General features: G+C 61.7%; 15 protein-coding genes. 1 reads left to right on the forward strand and 14 read right to left on the reverse strand.

The features are described 5' to 3' along the window. Positions 1-39: 39 nt before the first annotated feature. The 14 genes from ACWKV5_RS09170 to ACWKV5_RS09235 are packed head-to-tail and all read right to left on the reverse strand — an operon-like array spanning position 40 to position 13206. Complete coding sequence (locus ACWKV5_RS09170) at positions 40-1287, reverse strand: NAD(P)/FAD-dependent oxidoreductase (RefSeq protein WP_483841018.1); 1248 nt, start codon at positions 1285-1287, stop codon at positions 40-42. Then, on the reverse strand, positions 1274-2434 hold the full coding sequence (locus tag ACWKV5_RS09175; RefSeq protein WP_483841019.1) for a cation:proton antiporter: 1161 nt from the start codon (positions 2432-2434) through the stop codon (positions 1274-1276). The genes ACWKV5_RS09170 and ACWKV5_RS09175 overlap by 14 nt, the downstream gene beginning before the upstream one ends. Next, positions 2431-4773 carry an MMPL family transporter gene (locus ACWKV5_RS09180; RefSeq protein ID WP_483841020.1) on the reverse strand — a complete coding sequence of 781 codons (2343 nt, stop codon included), beginning with the start codon at positions 4771-4773 and terminating at the stop codon, positions 2431-2433. Before ACWKV5_RS09180 ends, ACWKV5_RS09175 begins: the two co-directional genes overlap by 4 nt. Continuing rightward, the gene (locus ACWKV5_RS09185) at positions 4757-5359 is read right to left on the reverse strand and encodes an outer membrane lipoprotein carrier protein LolA (protein ID WP_483841021.1); all 603 of its coding nucleotides are present in this window, start codon (positions 5357-5359) and stop codon (positions 4757-4759) included. The genes ACWKV5_RS09180 and ACWKV5_RS09185 overlap by 17 nt, the downstream gene beginning before the upstream one ends. Continuing rightward, on the reverse strand, positions 5356-5781 hold the full coding sequence (locus tag ACWKV5_RS09190; RefSeq protein ID WP_027922077.1) for an acyl-CoA thioesterase: 426 nt from the start codon (positions 5779-5781) through the stop codon (positions 5356-5358). Before ACWKV5_RS09190 ends, ACWKV5_RS09185 begins: the two co-directional genes overlap by 4 nt. Then, positions 5774-7318 carry an HAL/PAL/TAL family ammonia-lyase gene (locus ACWKV5_RS09195; RefSeq protein ID WP_483841022.1) on the reverse strand — a complete coding sequence of 515 codons (1545 nt, stop codon included), beginning with the start codon at positions 7316-7318 and terminating at the stop codon, positions 5774-5776. Before ACWKV5_RS09195 ends, ACWKV5_RS09190 begins: the two co-directional genes overlap by 8 nt. Beyond that, entirely contained in the window at positions 7299-8246 is a 948-nt protein-coding gene (locus ACWKV5_RS09200; protein ID WP_483841023.1) for an LpxL/LpxP family acyltransferase, read from the reverse strand. The genes ACWKV5_RS09195 and ACWKV5_RS09200 overlap by 20 nt, the downstream gene beginning before the upstream one ends. Beyond that, positions 8243-8977 carry a glycosyltransferase family 2 protein gene (locus ACWKV5_RS09205; protein WP_483841024.1) on the reverse strand — a complete coding sequence of 245 codons (735 nt, stop codon included), beginning with the start codon at positions 8975-8977 and terminating at the stop codon, positions 8243-8245. Before ACWKV5_RS09205 ends, ACWKV5_RS09200 begins: the two co-directional genes overlap by 4 nt. Beyond that, positions 8970-10652 (reverse strand): ApeI family dehydratase, encoded by a 1683-nt coding sequence (locus ACWKV5_RS09210; protein ID WP_483841025.1) that lies wholly within the window; start codon positions 10650-10652, stop codon positions 8970-8972. Before ACWKV5_RS09210 ends, ACWKV5_RS09205 begins: the two co-directional genes overlap by 8 nt. Continuing rightward, entirely contained in the window at positions 10649-11194 is a 546-nt protein-coding gene (locus tag ACWKV5_RS09215; protein ID WP_483841026.1) for a COG4648 family protein, read from the reverse strand. Before ACWKV5_RS09215 ends, ACWKV5_RS09210 begins: the two co-directional genes overlap by 4 nt. Beyond that, positions 11191-11445 (reverse strand): acyl carrier protein, encoded by a 255-nt coding sequence (locus tag ACWKV5_RS09220; RefSeq protein WP_007947135.1) that lies wholly within the window; start codon positions 11443-11445, stop codon positions 11191-11193. The genes ACWKV5_RS09215 and ACWKV5_RS09220 overlap by 4 nt, the downstream gene beginning before the upstream one ends. A 9-nt stretch (positions 11446-11454) precedes the next feature. Continuing rightward, positions 11455-11715, reverse strand: coding sequence for a phosphopantetheine-binding protein (locus tag ACWKV5_RS09225; protein ID WP_483841027.1), 261 nt, complete (start codon positions 11713-11715; stop codon positions 11455-11457). Continuing rightward, positions 11696-12505, reverse strand: a complete 810-nt coding sequence (locus ACWKV5_RS09230; protein WP_483841028.1) for a lysophospholipid acyltransferase family protein — start codon at positions 12503-12505, stop codon at positions 11696-11698. The genes ACWKV5_RS09225 and ACWKV5_RS09230 overlap by 20 nt, the downstream gene beginning before the upstream one ends. Next, on the reverse strand, positions 12481-13206 hold the full coding sequence (locus ACWKV5_RS09235) for a beta-ketoacyl synthase chain length factor (RefSeq protein ID WP_483841029.1): 726 nt from the start codon (positions 13204-13206) through the stop codon (positions 12481-12483). Before ACWKV5_RS09235 ends, ACWKV5_RS09230 begins: the two co-directional genes overlap by 25 nt. Before the next feature lie 355 nt (positions 13207-13561). Between ACWKV5_RS09235 and ACWKV5_RS09240 the strand changes: the two genes are divergently transcribed. Beyond that, on the forward strand, positions 13562-14332 hold the full coding sequence (locus ACWKV5_RS09240) for a ParA family protein (protein ID WP_483841030.1): 771 nt from the start codon (positions 13562-13564) through the stop codon (positions 14330-14332). Positions 14333-14391: the final 59 nt, after the last annotated feature.

Here is a 14391-nt window from a genome sequence, read left to right on the forward strand (position 1 = left end):
CTTCAAGGGAGTTGCACCGCAAACAGGCGGTCCTGTCATTCATGTGACATCTCTGGCGCAGAGTTCTGACAACACGCGCAGCCGACGCTTGGGTTCACTGACGAACGGGTTGCGTTCGTCCCAGGCATAGCCGGCGAGAATCGCGCTGATCATGCGGCGGATGTCCGGTGAGCTGCCTGGATGGTAGATCACATCCTGGAAGGTCCCGGCGTACCAGCCCTCGACGTAGCAGCGGAAGGTGTCGACGCCACGCTTGAGCGGTTCGGCGAACTCGGTCTGCCAGTCCACGCTTTGCCCTTGCAGTTGGCGATGCAACACGCCTGCGGCCATGCTCGCCGAGCGCATGGCGATGGTCACACCGGAGGAAAACACCGGGTCGAGGAATTCCGCGGCGTTGCCGAGCAGCGCAAAGCCCGGGCCGTGCAAGGTTTTGACGTTGGCCGAGTAGCCGCCGATGGTGCGCGCGGGCGTGTCCCACACGGCATTTTTCAGCACGCCGGAAAGGCTCGGGGTTTCGGCGATGAACCCGCGCAGGCAGTCGTCCAGATTCTCCATGCGGCCTTCGAAATGTTCGGCCGCCGCGACCACGCCCACTGAACAACGACCGTTACTGAACGGGATGGTCCAGAACCAGATGTCGCGATGGATGGGGTGAGTGGTAATAAGGATTTTTTCCCGCTCGAAGGACGGGCTGTCGATGTGGTCTTCGATGTGGGTAAACACGGCCTGGCGTACCGGGAAATTCGACGGTGCTTCCAGGTCCAGCAAGCGCGGCAGCACACGACCGTAGCCGCTGGCATCAAGCACGAAATCCGCTTCGACGCAGTACTGGCTGCCGTCTTCGCGCAGCACCTCGAGTTGCGGCTTCGGCAAGTCGAAATCGACGCTGACAATGGCTTCGCCGTAACGCACTTCTACGCCTTGCAGCGCGGCCTGATCGGCCAGCAGCTTGTCGAAATCGGCGCGCTGCACCTGGAACGTGGTCGGCTTGCCATGGCTGAACGTGTCGCCGAAATCGAAGGCGCTGTACTGCTCGCCCCAGGCGAACGCGGCGCCGTTTTTAAGCTGGAAACCTGCCGCGTTCACGGCCTCGAGCATGCCGGCTTCTTCAACGAAATCCAGGCAATGCGACAACAGGCTCTCGCCGATGGAAAACCGCGGGAAGTGCTGGCGCTCGATCATCAGCACATCGTGACCGTTGCGCTTGAGCAGCGCGGCAGCGATGGCGCCCGAGGGCCCCGCGCCGATGACGACGACCTGGCGACGTTGCAGTTCAACTGTTGGCACGTGGGCTCCTTGCCGGGGCGGCGATGTTCAAAGGGGGGCTGTGCATGCCGGCGAGTGCCGGCAGCAGCGTCGCGATCAGGCCCATCACCATCAGCGCAAAGTACAGCGCCGGGCTGATGAGTTGTTGTTGCAGCAGCAGGTTGAGAAAAACGATCTCGCTCAAGCCACGAATATTCAGCAGCAGACTTTCTCGCCAGCGACTGGCGCCTTCAAAGGACGCGCCGGCCCAGCCAAGACCCAGCCAGTTGCCCAGCAGTTTGCTGGCAATCGGCAACATCAGCAGTGCGGCCAGTTGCGTCCAGCTCAGGCTGCTCATGGCGGCATGAACGTTGATCTGCACGATGCCGAACGTGAGGATCAGCGGGATGGCGATCCAGGTTTGCAGACGGGTCATCCACACCGCGGAGATTGGCCACACCAACGGTACTTTCAGCGCGGCCATGCACAGCAGATAGCCGATGCCGAAAATAAGTGCGTTGAGCTTGAAGTGCTCGGCGACCACCAGCAGCGCGAAAAAGCAGCCGCTGTGCAGCAATGGCTGACGCAAACCGAGTAAGCGCAACAGCACCGGCAGACAAGCGCCGGCCAGCGGCAACAGCAAACTGCTCAGGTGCAGGCTGCCCTGCGCGAAGCCGAACAGCGTCCAGCACGCCAGGTCGATGAGGATCGCGGTCTGCACCAGGCGCCGGGTGGCGTCGGGCGGGTAGTTGATGTGGCGCAGGTACAAATACAGTACCGGGATCGCGGTAATGGCGAACACCAGACCCACCGCCAACGAACTGATCCACGATTGCGCGGGCAGCAACCACACCGCCGTCGCCAGCCCGCCCGCGAACGGAATGCAAAAACTCGGCAGGGCGATTTTCAGGCTCTGGCGATCCAGCCGCAGGTCGATCACGTCACTCAGAATGTGCCCCAGCAGCAAGGCAAAGCTCAGGCTGTAGAGGTTTTTCAGCCACGTTGGCGAGATCAGTTCAGCGCCGCTGAGCTGCCAGCCGGGCTCGATCCAGAAGTACATCAGCAGCGGCAGGCCGAAGGTTGCCAGCAGCAACTGGCTGACGATCGGGATCAGGCCGAAATGACGACCGATGCGGGTGGCCACGGCGAACAACGCGAGGGCCATCAGCCAGAACAGGGCGATCATCATGCGGCTGACTCCGCGACCGGAGCGGTTTGGACATGTCGTCCCGCCCATGGCGCCAGGATGAAACTGAAAGCCAGTCCCAGGCTCACTGACAATCCAAAATTGCTCACGGCCGGGGTGCTTGATACCGCGAGCAGACCGAACGACAGCCAAGTGGTCAGCGCTGCCAGCAAGGTACCCAGCAGGCTCACAGCGGCACCGCCGACCTGTTCGCGCATGAGGATCGCGTAATCGACGCTGATCGCCGTCACCAGCAGCAGGCCGAACAGACTGAACAGTGTGAGCGGTTGCCCCAGCCAGCCGAGACTGGCCAGGCTGCACAACGCGGCGAGCAGTGGCAGGGCGACGATGCGCAAGGCACCGCCGAGACCGAATGGCAGCATCAACACCAGCACGATCAACGCGCAGGAGGCGAGTTTGAGCTCCGCTGCGCTGATTTGTGTGGCGGCGAAAACGCTGTTCAATTCACCGAGACGGTCGACCAGTTTGACGCCTGGCAAGTCCAACGCCTGGACGCGTAACAGGGTGGGGTCGTTCAGGCCTTGCAGGCTGACCATCGCCGCTACGCCACCATCATCGGCCACCCCTAGCCACAGAGGACGATAGGGTTCCGCCAGCGGGCCGAGCAGTGCGGCGTCGATGTCTTCGGTGGGCAACGCCTGCAATTTCGTCAGCTCGGCGTGCAGCGCTTCGGCCGGGACACCGACGTCGAGCAGCGGCTGCCAGAATTGCGGCAGTTTGTTCAGTGCTTCACGCACTTGCAGCTGTTCGCTTGGCTGGCTGACCAGCTGATTCAGCGACAGGTAACCCTGGAGTTTTTCCAGGTTCACCAACTGATCCAGCCGTTCGCTCAACGCGGTCTGACGCTCCAGCAGTTCTTGCTGATTGGCGCCGCGCACCAGGAAGAACTGGCTGGTCGGTTGAAAGCCGGTGATGCGCGCAATGGTCTTGGCTTCGTCAGTCAATTGCTGCGGTGCGCCGATCCACTGGCGGATGTCGTTTTTGCTGTCGAGTTTCAGCAGACCACCGACGCAAAAGGCAATCAGCAGGGCCAGCAACACCGGCGTGCTGGCCTGTTTGAGCAGCGCGTCACGCAGGCTCAGCAAGCATTCGCAGAGGCGCAGTGGCCATTGCGCGGGTCGGATGTCGGCGCCCTTGAGCAACGCCGGCAGCAGACAAACGGCGGACAGATAGGCACCGAGCAAACCGGCGGCGGAGAACACGGCGATCTGGGTCAGGGCAGGGAACGGTGTCCACGCCAGCGCCAGGTAACCGATGCAACTGGTGATCAGGCTCAGCGTCAGGCCCGGCAGCGTCAGGCGTAATGCTGGCCAGCTGTGCCAGGGTTTCAGGCTCCAGCTTTTCGACAGGTAATGCAGCGGATAGTCGACGGCCACACCAATCAAACTGGAGCCGAGTACTAGCGTCATCACATGCATATGGCCGAACAACGCCACGCAGGCCACTGCGCCAAACAGCATGCCCACCAGCACCGGAATGAACGCGAGCAATACCCGCCAGCGCCGGAACGCCAGCAACAGTAGCAACAGAATCCCCAGCGTCGCGCCGCCCCCGACCCACGTGATCTCGCGGGTGGCTTGTTGCTGACCGCTCGCGGCGTAGAGCAATCCGCTGGCTGCCAGCAGTTGCACGTCAGACTGCGCCGCTTGTTCGCGGCTGTTTTCAAGCAGGCTGGCCACTTGCAGCGGCAGGCTCATGTCGAAGGCGTTGCCGGTGGTTTTTGCCCGCAGCATCACCCAGCTTTTACCGTCGGCATCGGCGATCAACGCGCCGCTGCCAATGTCCAGTTGCACGTCGCCGTGTTGCGGCTGGCTGTTCTGGATGCGCCCGGTCAGGCCCAGCCAGTCATCCTGGCTCGGCACCAGGCTGAAGCCGGTGAAGGGGTCGAACAGGGCTTGCACCCTTTGCTGGATGAAGGCGTCGGGATGCTCGATCAGTTGTTGTCGATCCGTCTCGGACAGCATCGCCAACCGGCCTTGCAGCAGTTGTGTGCGCAGTGCGGGCAAGTCGGCTTGCAACGTCCACTGCACCTTCTCGAACAGACCACTGGCTTGCCATTGCTCGCCGAGTTTCTGCGCCATGGCGATCGCTTGCTCGCGATCCTTGTGGCCGACCAGCACCAGCATTTCGCGGTTGAGCGGTTCCTGCATGCGCTGTTCGGCGCGCAGTTCCAGCGCGTCCGGCGCCGTGCCCGGCACCAGTTCCATCAGGTTGGCCGACAGCGGAGCGCCATCGCGCCATTGCCAACCGGCGAGCGCGAGCACTGCCAGCAGCAGGATCAGGAATAGCCATGGCAGCCTGCGTTCACTCGGCAAAGTCATGTTGCTCCGCAGTGCTCAAGGGTTGTGCGCTGGTGCTGTCCTGCATGCGCAAAAGGGTGCTGTCGCCCTGGGTTTCCAGCAGCTCGATGGTGCTGACCAATTCGCTGCCGGTGATGTTGATCTGCTTGAACACCTGCTTGAGCAACAGCGAGCGCGGAATCAACGTCAGCTTCCAGTTCTGCGCGTCGCCGCTCAATGACAGCTCGAAGTCACGCTGCAAACCGCTGCTGTCGCCTTGCAGCACGGCGAGGAACAAGCGGTTCTGCTCGGCACCGGCGCTCTTGCCCGGCAGCATTTGCCATCCGCTGGCGTCACGTCGGGCAATGCCCTTGGCGGTGATGCGGTAATCCTGTTGCAGCGGGGTTTTCAGCAGCCACAACAGGCCATTATTTTTCGCGAGGACGAACGTGCCCTTGCTGGTCAGCGGCTGGGGCAGGGCGCGCAGGTGTTTTTCCTGGATGAAGTTGCCGTGGATCACCTCGGGTTTGGCCAGTTGATCGCTCAGTTGCTGCAGATCGAAAGCGTTGGCGAGCGATGACAAACCGAGCAGTACCAGTGCGCTGAGACATTTGAGGATCGGGTTCATGCCAGCGTCCTTTCGACAGCGTCGGTAAAGACCTTCGGTGAGGCGAGCTGCATTTCGCGGCTGGCCATGTCGACGGCGACTTGCACGGAGCTGGCGCGGGTCAGGCGTTCGCCGGTTTCCAGGTCACTGATCAGATAATTGATCTTCAACCGGTTCTCCCATTCCACCAGATTCGCCCGCACGTTCAGCTTCTGGCCGAACACTGCGCCGCGCACGTAACGCAGTTGCAAGTCGATCACCGGCCAGGCGTAACCCGACTCGGACATCGCCGTGTAGTTGTGGCCGATCTTGTCCAGCAGCGCGCAACGGGCGACTTCCAGATACTTGACGTAATGGCCGTGCCAGACCACGTGCATGGTGTCGACGTCAAAGAACGGCACCTGGATTTCCGTATCGGTGTGAAGCACTCCCTTGCTACGCATGCAGCCTCCAGTGTTGCTCGGCAATTCGTTTCAGGCACAGGCGCAATTCGCCTTCCAGGGCACGATCTTCGATGACCGGCGGGAAATCCTTGGCCAGCGCCTCGTGCATGGCGGCCAGCGCTGGTGGCAACGGGCGAGCATCCTCGGCCTTGCTGCGCAGCCACACGCCCTGGTTAGCGGCGAGCAACGTCGCGGCGGCGACCTGTTCGGTCAGCTCCAGCACACGAATCGCATCGCGGGCGGCAATGGTGCCCATGCTCACTTTGTCCTGGTTGTGGCACTCGGTAGAGCGCGAGAAGACGCTGGCCGGCATGGTGTTTTTGAGTGCTTCGGCGGTCCAGGCGCTGGTGCCGATCTGCACGGCTTTGAAACCATGGTTGAGCATCGCCCGGTCAGCGCTGGCGCCGGACAGGTTGCTCGGCAAGCCATGGTTGTAACGCTCGTCCACCAGCAATGCGAGTTGACGGTCCAGCAAGTCGGCCACGTTGGCCACCAGGTTTTTCAGGCTGTCCATGGCGAACGCGATGTGGCCGCCGTAGAAATGCCCGCCGTGCAAAACGCGCTCGGCTTCAGCGTCGATAATCGGATTGTCGTTGGCGCTGTTGAGTTCAATTTCGATGAACGAACGCAGCCAGTTCAGGCTGTCCGCCAACACGCCGAGGACATGGGGCGCGCAGCGCAGGGAATAACGGTCTTGCAGGCGGTGCAGTGGCGCGGTCGGTGCGTCGATCGCCAGATCCTTGCGCAGCCATGCGGCGACTTGCATCTGCCCCGGATGCGGTTTGGCGGCGAACAGGCGCTCGTCGAAGTGTTCCGGGTTGCCCTGCAACGCCACCACGTTCAGCGCAGTGATGCGCGTGGCCAGTTGCAGCAGGTAATCGGCGCGGGCGAAGGCCAGGCAGGCAAGGCCGGTCATCACGGCGGTGCCGTTCATCAAGGCCAGTGCCTCTTTCGGGCGCAGTACCAACGGCTGCCAGCCCAGTTCACGGTGCACGTCGGCGGCTTGTCGGCGTTCGCCGCGGAACATCACTTCGCGCTCGCCGGACAGCGTCGCGGCAACGTAGGACAACGGCGTCAGATCACCGCTGGCGCCTACCGAACCTTCTTCCGGGATCAGCGGCAGGATGTCGTGTTCGAGGAACGCTTGCAGGCGTTCCAGCAGTTCCACGCGCACCCCGGACACGCCATGGCACAGCGACTGTAAACGCGCGGCGAGCACCGCGCGGGTGGCTTGTTCGTCGAGCAGTTTGCCCAGGCCACAGCCGTGAAAGGTATACAGATGACGGGGCAGCGCTTCGACGTGGTGCAGCGGCACCGCGACCACGCAGGAGTCGCCATAACCGGTGGTCACGCCATAAATCACGCCTTCCTTGTCCAGCAGGGAATCGAGGAATCGCGCGCCCTTGGCGATACGCTCGCGGTACGCGGGATCGCCCTGCAACTGCGTCGGCACCTGACGGTTGGCCAGGGCCAGCACGTCTTCGATGCGCAAAGGGAGTTCGCCGAAGGTTACCGGCTCATGCGTTGGCGTCGTCATCGGTCTTCCAGAAAGGGTAAAAGTTGAACCATTGTTGGGGCGCTTCGAGGCAATAGTGACCCAGGCGCTCGGCGTAGCGGGACGCCCACTGATGAATGACCTGTTCGCGGTCGCTGCGTTTCCATACCACGGCCTCGGCAAACGGTTCGAGGGTCACGCGGTATTGGCCCGATGGTTTTTTCAGGCACATCAGCAGATTGATCGGGCATTTCAGCAAACCGGCGAGCAACCACGGCCCCTGAGGGAACGCCGCCGGATGGCCGAGAAAATCCACGGTCACACTACGCCCGCCGTGCAGCGGCACGCGATCGCCGGCAATCGCCAGCCATTCGCCGCGCTCAAGGCGCTCATGCAATTGCAGCATGATTACCGGGTCCAGCTCGCTGACCTGGATCAACCGCAGATTGGTTGCACCGGCCTCGCCGAGCAAGCGGTTGAACTGTTCGGCGTGCTTGGTGTGGACCAGCACGTTCATCGTGACTTTTTCGCCGATTTCCGCCAATGCACGGCAGACCTCGAGATTGCCCAGATGCGCGCCCACCAGCATTTGCCCGCGGGTGCCGCGCAGTTGATTGCGCAGCAGCGCCGGGTCGATGATTTCGATCTGCTCGATGCTCAGCTTGCCGTTCCACACGTCGAGCTTGTCGAGCATGGAGTCGGCGAACGCCATGAACTGGCCGAACACACGCCAATGGGTGGGGCGCAGTTCCGTGCGACCGCTCCAGTCGACGAGACGTTGCTGGTACTGCCAGGCGCTGTGGCGCGCGCTGCGGCCGAACAGGAAAAAGTACAGGACGATGCCGTACAAAATCGGGCTCAGCAGCCGCCGACCCAGCACTTTGGCGCCGAACGCGGTGAGCTTCATCAGCCAGAAGCTGCCGCGCTCCTGGCGGTCGGCCCAGTGCTTTTTGTCTACGTCACTGCTCATGCTCGCCACCGTCGCCAGAGGATCACCGGTGCTCGCAGCAACATGCCGAAAAACAGCCGTGTGTGCATGCTGGAAATCAGCACATTGTCGTGGAACAGGCGGAAATGCGAGACGCCGTCCAGCGGGTAGTGAACCCGGGTCGGCAACCATTGCATCGGCAGGTTGCGCCAGGCCAGGCGCACCAGAATGTCGGAATCAAAGTCCATGCGTTTGCCGATCTTCGCCGAGTCGATCAGCGCCAGCGTCGGCGGCAGTGGATAGACGCGAAAGCCGCACATGGAGTCGCGAATCTGCAAGGACAGCGTGTTGATCCACACCATGACGTGCGTCAGGTAGCGGGCGTACAAACGACCTTTAGGCACGCTGGCGTCGTATTGCGGGTAACCGCAGATGACTGCGCCGGGGTGGGCACGTGATTGTGCGATGAACAGCGGCACATCTTGCAGGTCGTGCTGACCGTCGGCGTCGACTTGCAAGGCGTGGCTGAAACCCAGGCGTGAAGCTTCGCGCAGACCGGTCATGACGGCGCCGCCCTTGCCCTGATTGGCCGTGAGGCGGATCAGGTTGACCATCTCGCGCTGGGCCAATCGGTCGAGCACTCTGGCGCAGGCTTGATCGCTGGCATCGTCCACCAGAATGCACGGCAGGCCACTGGCGATCAGCGCATCGACCACCGTGGTGATTGCGGTTTCGTGGTTGTAGACCGGGATCACGGCGCAGGGGCTATGCATCGCCCGCGGCCTCCAGCAAAATCCGCCCACTGGAGCAGGTGGCGGTTTCATTGCGATAGGCGAAATACAATTTGCTGCGTTCCGGGTCAAAGCGCAGGTGCAGCTGGATTTCGTCACCCGGGCGCACGAGTTGCTGGAATTTCAGCACTTCCATGCCCGCGAATTTTGCCGGCAGGTCCATCAATTGCTGGCCGAGGCTCAGCGCCCATTCCACCTGCACCACGCCGGGCAGTACTGGCGTTTGCGGGAAGTGGCCGCTGAAGTAAGCGAGGTCCGGCGGGACCGCCAGTTGCAGGCTCCACTCGCCGCCGGCTTCGACCTGTTCGAGCACTTGCGGTGCTTTGACGCGGGGCGCCAGCAGCAAGGCTTCGACATCGGCCTGAGGCAGTTTTCCCTGCGCGTTCAAGGGCATTTGCCGCAGCAATCGCCAGCGTCGGGGCAGGGCAAGGGCCTCACAATGCTGGGTCAGGTGCTGACGCAATTCCTGGGTGAGGGTGCGTCGCCCCTGATTGCGCAAGGCATGCAGGCCCGATTCGCTCAACACCACCAGTGCGCCCAACGAGGCGCGGTTTTCCCGGACCACTCCAAGGCGCGCTTCCGCGACCCAGTTGTGATCCATCAGAGCCTTTTCGAGCATGGGCAGTGAGATACGTTTTTCTTCCAGTTTGACGATCCGGTCCAGCCGTCCGAGCAATTCGAACCTGCCATCAGAAGCGATCCGCGCGGCGTCAGCGGTGTGTTCGGTATGTCCCGCCGGCAAATAGGGCGATTGGATCAGCAGCGCGCCGTCACTGTCCTGGCTCAGTTCGACATCCGCAAACGGCTGCCAGAGATCGTCGCCCTGACGCCAGGCAATGCCGCCGGTTTCCGAGCTGCCGAGGATTTCCGTTGGCCATTGTTCCAGACGCTGGTGCAGGCTCTGCGCCGCCTCGGTGGGCAACGCGCCACCCGAGGAAAACACCCGTCGCACGGCGCTCAAGGCAGGCCAGTCGAGGTTGTCACCCATGCGCTTGAGCAGCGCCGGGCTGGCGACCCAGGCGAAGGCCGGGTGTTCACGGCTGGCACGCTGCAAGTCTTCGGGAAACGCCAGTTGCTTGCGTACAAATGTCCGCCCGGCGCACAAAGGCCACAGCACCCGAAACAGCAAGCCATAGATGTGTTGAGTGGCGACGCTGCCAATGACGCACGCCTCGCCCAGATCCGCGCCCCAGAGCTGTTCCAGCGCCTGAACTTCATTGGCCAGTTGGCGCAGGGTTTTGTCGATACGCTTGGGCTCGCCACTGGAGCCGGAAGTGCAAAGGCTCAGCCGGCAGGCGTCTAAATCCAGCGCGGCACCGGCGAGAGGCGGGTGACGGTAATCGCTCAGGTGCGCGTCATCGGCCAGATCGGTCAGCCACAGATCGACTTCGCCGGACCAGCGCTGGCGAGTCTGCGGTTGCAGATCGGCGGGCAGCAGCACGCTGACGCCGGCACGCCAGGCACCCAGCAGGGCAATGGCCAGGTCGGCGGCGTCTTCCAGGTGCACGGCAATGCGCTGCACACCTTGGGCTTGCAGGCCGGCTGCCAAACACAGGGCCTGTTCCCACAGTTGTACATGATTCAACGCCGGTTCGGCCGTGACGGCACGCTCCGGCTGAGCCTTGAGCAACAGCTGCTCAAGTGTTATCCAATTCATGCGTGGCCTCGTACCCGTTGTCGTATCAGCCATTCAATGGCAAACAGCAGGCCCATCAATCCGTAGGAAATCAGGCCGGTGTACAACATCCACCAGCTCAGCGGCGCCCAAAGCGTCAGGGCGGCGGCGAGCAAGCCGTTAAAGATGAAAAAAACACACCAGGCAATCGTCACCTGGCGCGTATAAATAATGGCCCTGGCCGGCAAGTGCGGTTCCCGCAGGCGCGCCAGGCGTTCGACCATCGGCGGGCCGAATTTGAGGCTCAGTCCAAACAGGCCGAGCATGAACGCGCTGATCAGCACCGGGTACCAGCGCAGCAACTGCGGGCTGTCGAACAGCGCCAGCAACAGGCAAAAAGCGATGGCGATGGTCGCCATCCACAGGCTGCCGGGACGCCGCGCACCGAGCAACGCCCGCGCCAGCCACAGGCTGCCCAAGAGCAGGCCGAACTGCCACGGAGCAAAATGTTCCATGCCGAAATACACCGCAAAGGGGTACAACAGGCCCGCGAGCAGCAGGCCAAGGCCGACCAGTCGCCTCATGCTGCCGGTTGAACCAGGCGATAGACCGCCTCGACCACGTCGCTGACAGTTCGCACCGATTTGAACTCTTCGGCGGCGATTTTCTTGCCGGTCTGACGCTTGATGTGATCGATCAGGTCGACGGCGTCGATGCTGTCGATTTCCAGATCCTGATACAGGTTCGATTCGAGGCTCACACGTGCAGGGTCCAGCTCGAAGAGTTCGACCAAGGCATCGCGCAGGGTGTTGAAAATGTCGTCACGAGTTTGCATGGTCCGGTCTCAAGCTGCCTGTTTTGCAGTGACGAACGCCGCAAGGCTCGCCACGTTGGTGAAGTGATTACGGGTGTCCTTGGCGTCGGCGTCGATTTTGATGCCGTATTTTTTCTGGATCGCCAGGCCGAGCTCCAGAGCGTCCACCGAATCCAGGCCCAGGCCTTCGCCGAACAATGTCTGTTCGTTGTCAATGTCTTCGGCGCTGATGTCTTCGAGGCCGAGGGCATCGATGATCAGTTCTTTGATGTCACGGTGCAGATCGCTCATCTTCGGCGAGCTCCTTAATAAAGTAAGTATGCAAATATTCGTTGAGCTTGCGCGAAGCCTGCGGGGGCGGGCCTAGCGTTGCGAAAGACTGTGGGTCTATATCGGCCCCAACGCGAAAACTGAAGTGCACGCGGCGTTTCGGGATCCGATACCAAGGCTCGGCCTTGGTCAATGTCGTCGGGCTGACCTTGATGATGACCGGGGTGAGGATTTTCGCACCGCGCAGGGCGATTGCCGCGCCCCCCCGATGAAAGGCCGGCGCCTCGCCGGGTTGGGTGCGCGTGCCTTCGGGAAAGATGATCAGGGTCTGACCGTCTTTCAGCGCATCGGCAGCCGCGTCCAGCATGTCCATGCTGCCGTCGTTGCTGATGTATTCGGTGCGACGCAGCGGCGCGCGGGTAAAGGGGTTGTCCCAGAGACTTTGTTTCACCACGCAGTTGGCATGACGCACCAGGCCAATCAGAAACACGACATCGATCAGCGAGGGGTGATTGGCGAGGATCATTTGCCCGGGGCGACCGAGTTTTTCCGCCCCCTGGATGTCGTAGGTCAGGACACCGGTACGGGCCATGAACCGGACAAAAAACCAGAAGCAACGACTGACGGTTTTTCGTGCGCGCAGGCGATGGGTCCTGGCATCACCGGGCAGGCAACTCAGCAACGGGAAAACTACCAGCCGCAGGCACAGGCCGCCCAACCCGAACAGGGTGAAGCTTGCGGCAGTGGCCAGCAGGCGCCAGTAGTAGGCGTCGCGGTTTTTTCCGGTTACGGGGTGCGATGCCAGGTCCATACACGATTCTTCCAGGCATGTTGGCAAGTGGTCTGCTGGCCGAGCAGGGTACGCAACAGATTCAGGGCATGCGGCCAGTGGGCTTTGGACAAGCTTTGCGTCGAGCTGTTCAGGGACAACTGCCAGTCGGTACCCGGGGTCAGCAACAAAGCCACGGCATACGGAAACGGCACATCGTCGATCCAGGTCTCGTAGGCGTCAGGTGGTTGTTCTTCGGTGACAATCAGCAGGACGGCAGGTGCGCCTTCGTCCAGCATCGCCGCAGCCTCCAGCATGCCGTGTTCAAGCCCGTCCCCGGCGGCGGCGAGCGCCGTCATTTCGCTGGTTTCGCCACGCATGATCGACCATAGACCAATCACGGCGTTGTGGACGGACAAGCTGAATTGAGTGGGCGACAACGGTTGGTCGGCCGCCAGATCCCTGAGGATTTCGAATGTGCGCGGCGTTTCGCCATGGCGGGAAATAAAGACCAGCGGTAGGTCCTTGCAACCTTCGGCCAAGGGCCAGCCGACACTGAAGGCCATTCTCGCCAGGCGGCTGAGTCGCCGGCGCTGCATGGCGGGCAGAAACGACACATCGGGAGCGGCATCGCTGCTCGCAAGCACGACCGGTTGTCGGCTCCATGCCTGCCAGTCGTCCACGCTTTCGAGCCCGGGAGCCCACGCGCGCCATTGGGCGATGTTGAAGTTGATCACAGACATACATCCCGCCCCTGCGGGGCTAACTTGACGCGGTGAGTCGCAAAAACAGCGACAGACCTTACGTGGCGCGTAACGCCGAGTGGCGCGCATTATCCCGGTGCTACGGGTGCGTAGCAAATGCTGGTTACATTTTGCGCAAGGAAATGTACCGTCCGGTTCGCGAAAAGCTATCGTTTGGCCATTATCCACATAGGGATGCTCGCGTCTGTCGGCGCATCACCCAATTCAATGGATGAGATTGCCTCTTATTCATAGGGAAACAGGCGCTGACCGTGTAGTCCCTATCCCAAGGAGGTAGCTAAGCAATGCCGTGGACTACTACACTCGGTCATTCTTTGATACATGGAGGTCTGACATGCGGCGCGTGGTGTTTAATCAAAAAGGTGGCGTGGGCAAATCCAGTATTGCCTGCAATCTGGCGGCGGTCAGCGCCAGCGAGGGCTATCGCACCCTATTGGTGGATCTCGATGCGCAGGCCAACTCCACTCAATACCTGACGGGCCTCACCGGCAGTGACATCCCGATGGGCATCGCCGACTTCTTCAAGCAAACCCTGTCCTCCGGCCCGTTCTCGAAGAAGAACCAGGTCGACATCTACGAAACGCCCTTCGACAACCTGCACGTGGTCACCGCCACGGCTGAGCTGGCCGATTTACAGCCCAAGCTTGAGGCCAAACACAAGATCAACAAGCTGCGTAAGTTGCTTGAAGAGTTGGGGGAAGATTACGACCGGATCTACCTGGATACACCGCCCGCGCTTAACTTCTACGCGGTATCTGCGTTGATTGCCGCGGATCGCGTGCTGATTCCCTTCGACTGCGACAGCTTCTCGCGTCAGGCGTTGTACGGTTTGTTGGCTGAAATCGAGGAATTGAAGGAAGACCACAACGAAGGACTGGAAGTCGAAGGCATCGTGGTCAACCAGTTCCAGGCCCGTGCCAGTCTGCCCCAGCAGATCCTCGACGAGTTGATCGCCGAAGGGTTGCCGGTGTTGCCTGTTTACCTGGCCAGTTCAGTGCGTATGCGCGAATCTCACCAGGCCAACACGCCGCTGATTCACCTCGATCCACGGCACAAGCTGACCCAGCAATTCGTCGAGCTGCACAACCTGCTGGAAAATGCCTGATCCCGGCCAACACCACTGAACCCATGTGGGAGCGAGCCTGCTCGCGAAAGCGCAGTGTC

Source organism: Pseudomonas oplopanacis (assembly GCF_057128725.1).

Coding starts and splice junctions, on each gene's coding strand:
- ACWKV5_RS09200 (WP_483841023.1), bottom strand. CDS start 8,246: ATGAGCAGTGACGTAGACAAAAAGCACTGGGCCGACCGCCAGGAGCGC.
- ACWKV5_RS09190 (WP_027922077.1), bottom strand. CDS start 5,781: ATGCGTAGCAAGGGAGTGCTTCACACCGATACGGAAATCCAGGTGCCG.
- ACWKV5_RS09230 (WP_483841028.1), bottom strand. CDS start 12,505: ATGGACCTGGCATCGCACCCCGTAACCGGAAAAAACCGCGACGCCTAC.
- ACWKV5_RS09225 (WP_483841027.1), bottom strand. CDS start 11,715: ATGAGCGATCTGCACCGTGACATCAAAGAACTGATCATCGATGCCCTC.
- ACWKV5_RS09215 (WP_483841026.1), bottom strand. CDS start 11,194: ATGAGGCGACTGGTCGGCCTTGGCCTGCTGCTCGCGGGCCTGTTGTAC.
- ACWKV5_RS09240 (WP_483841030.1), top strand. CDS start 13,562: ATGCGGCGCGTGGTGTTTAATCAAAAAGGTGGCGTGGGCAAATCCAGT.
- ACWKV5_RS09185 (WP_483841021.1), bottom strand. CDS start 5,359: ATGAACCCGATCCTCAAATGTCTCAGCGCACTGGTACTGCTCGGTTTG.
- ACWKV5_RS09205 (WP_483841024.1), bottom strand. CDS start 8,977: ATGCATAGCCCCTGCGCCGTGATCCCGGTCTACAACCACGAAACCGCA.
- ACWKV5_RS09210 (WP_483841025.1), bottom strand. CDS start 10,652: ATGAATTGGATAACACTTGAGCAGCTGTTGCTCAAGGCTCAGCCGGAG.
- ACWKV5_RS09220 (WP_007947135.1), bottom strand. CDS start 11,445: ATGCAAACTCGTGACGACATTTTCAACACCCTGCGCGATGCCTTGGTC.
- ACWKV5_RS09175 (WP_483841019.1), bottom strand. CDS start 2,434: ATGATGATCGCCCTGTTCTGGCTGATGGCCCTCGCGTTGTTCGCCGTG.
- ACWKV5_RS09235 (WP_483841029.1), bottom strand. CDS start 13,206: ATGTCTGTGATCAACTTCAACATCGCCCAATGGCGCGCGTGGGCTCCC.
- ACWKV5_RS09195 (WP_483841022.1), bottom strand. CDS start 7,318: ATGACGACGCCAACGCATGAGCCGGTAACCTTCGGCGAACTCCCTTTG.
- ACWKV5_RS09180 (WP_483841020.1), bottom strand. CDS start 4,773: ATGACTTTGCCGAGTGAACGCAGGCTGCCATGGCTATTCCTGATCCTG.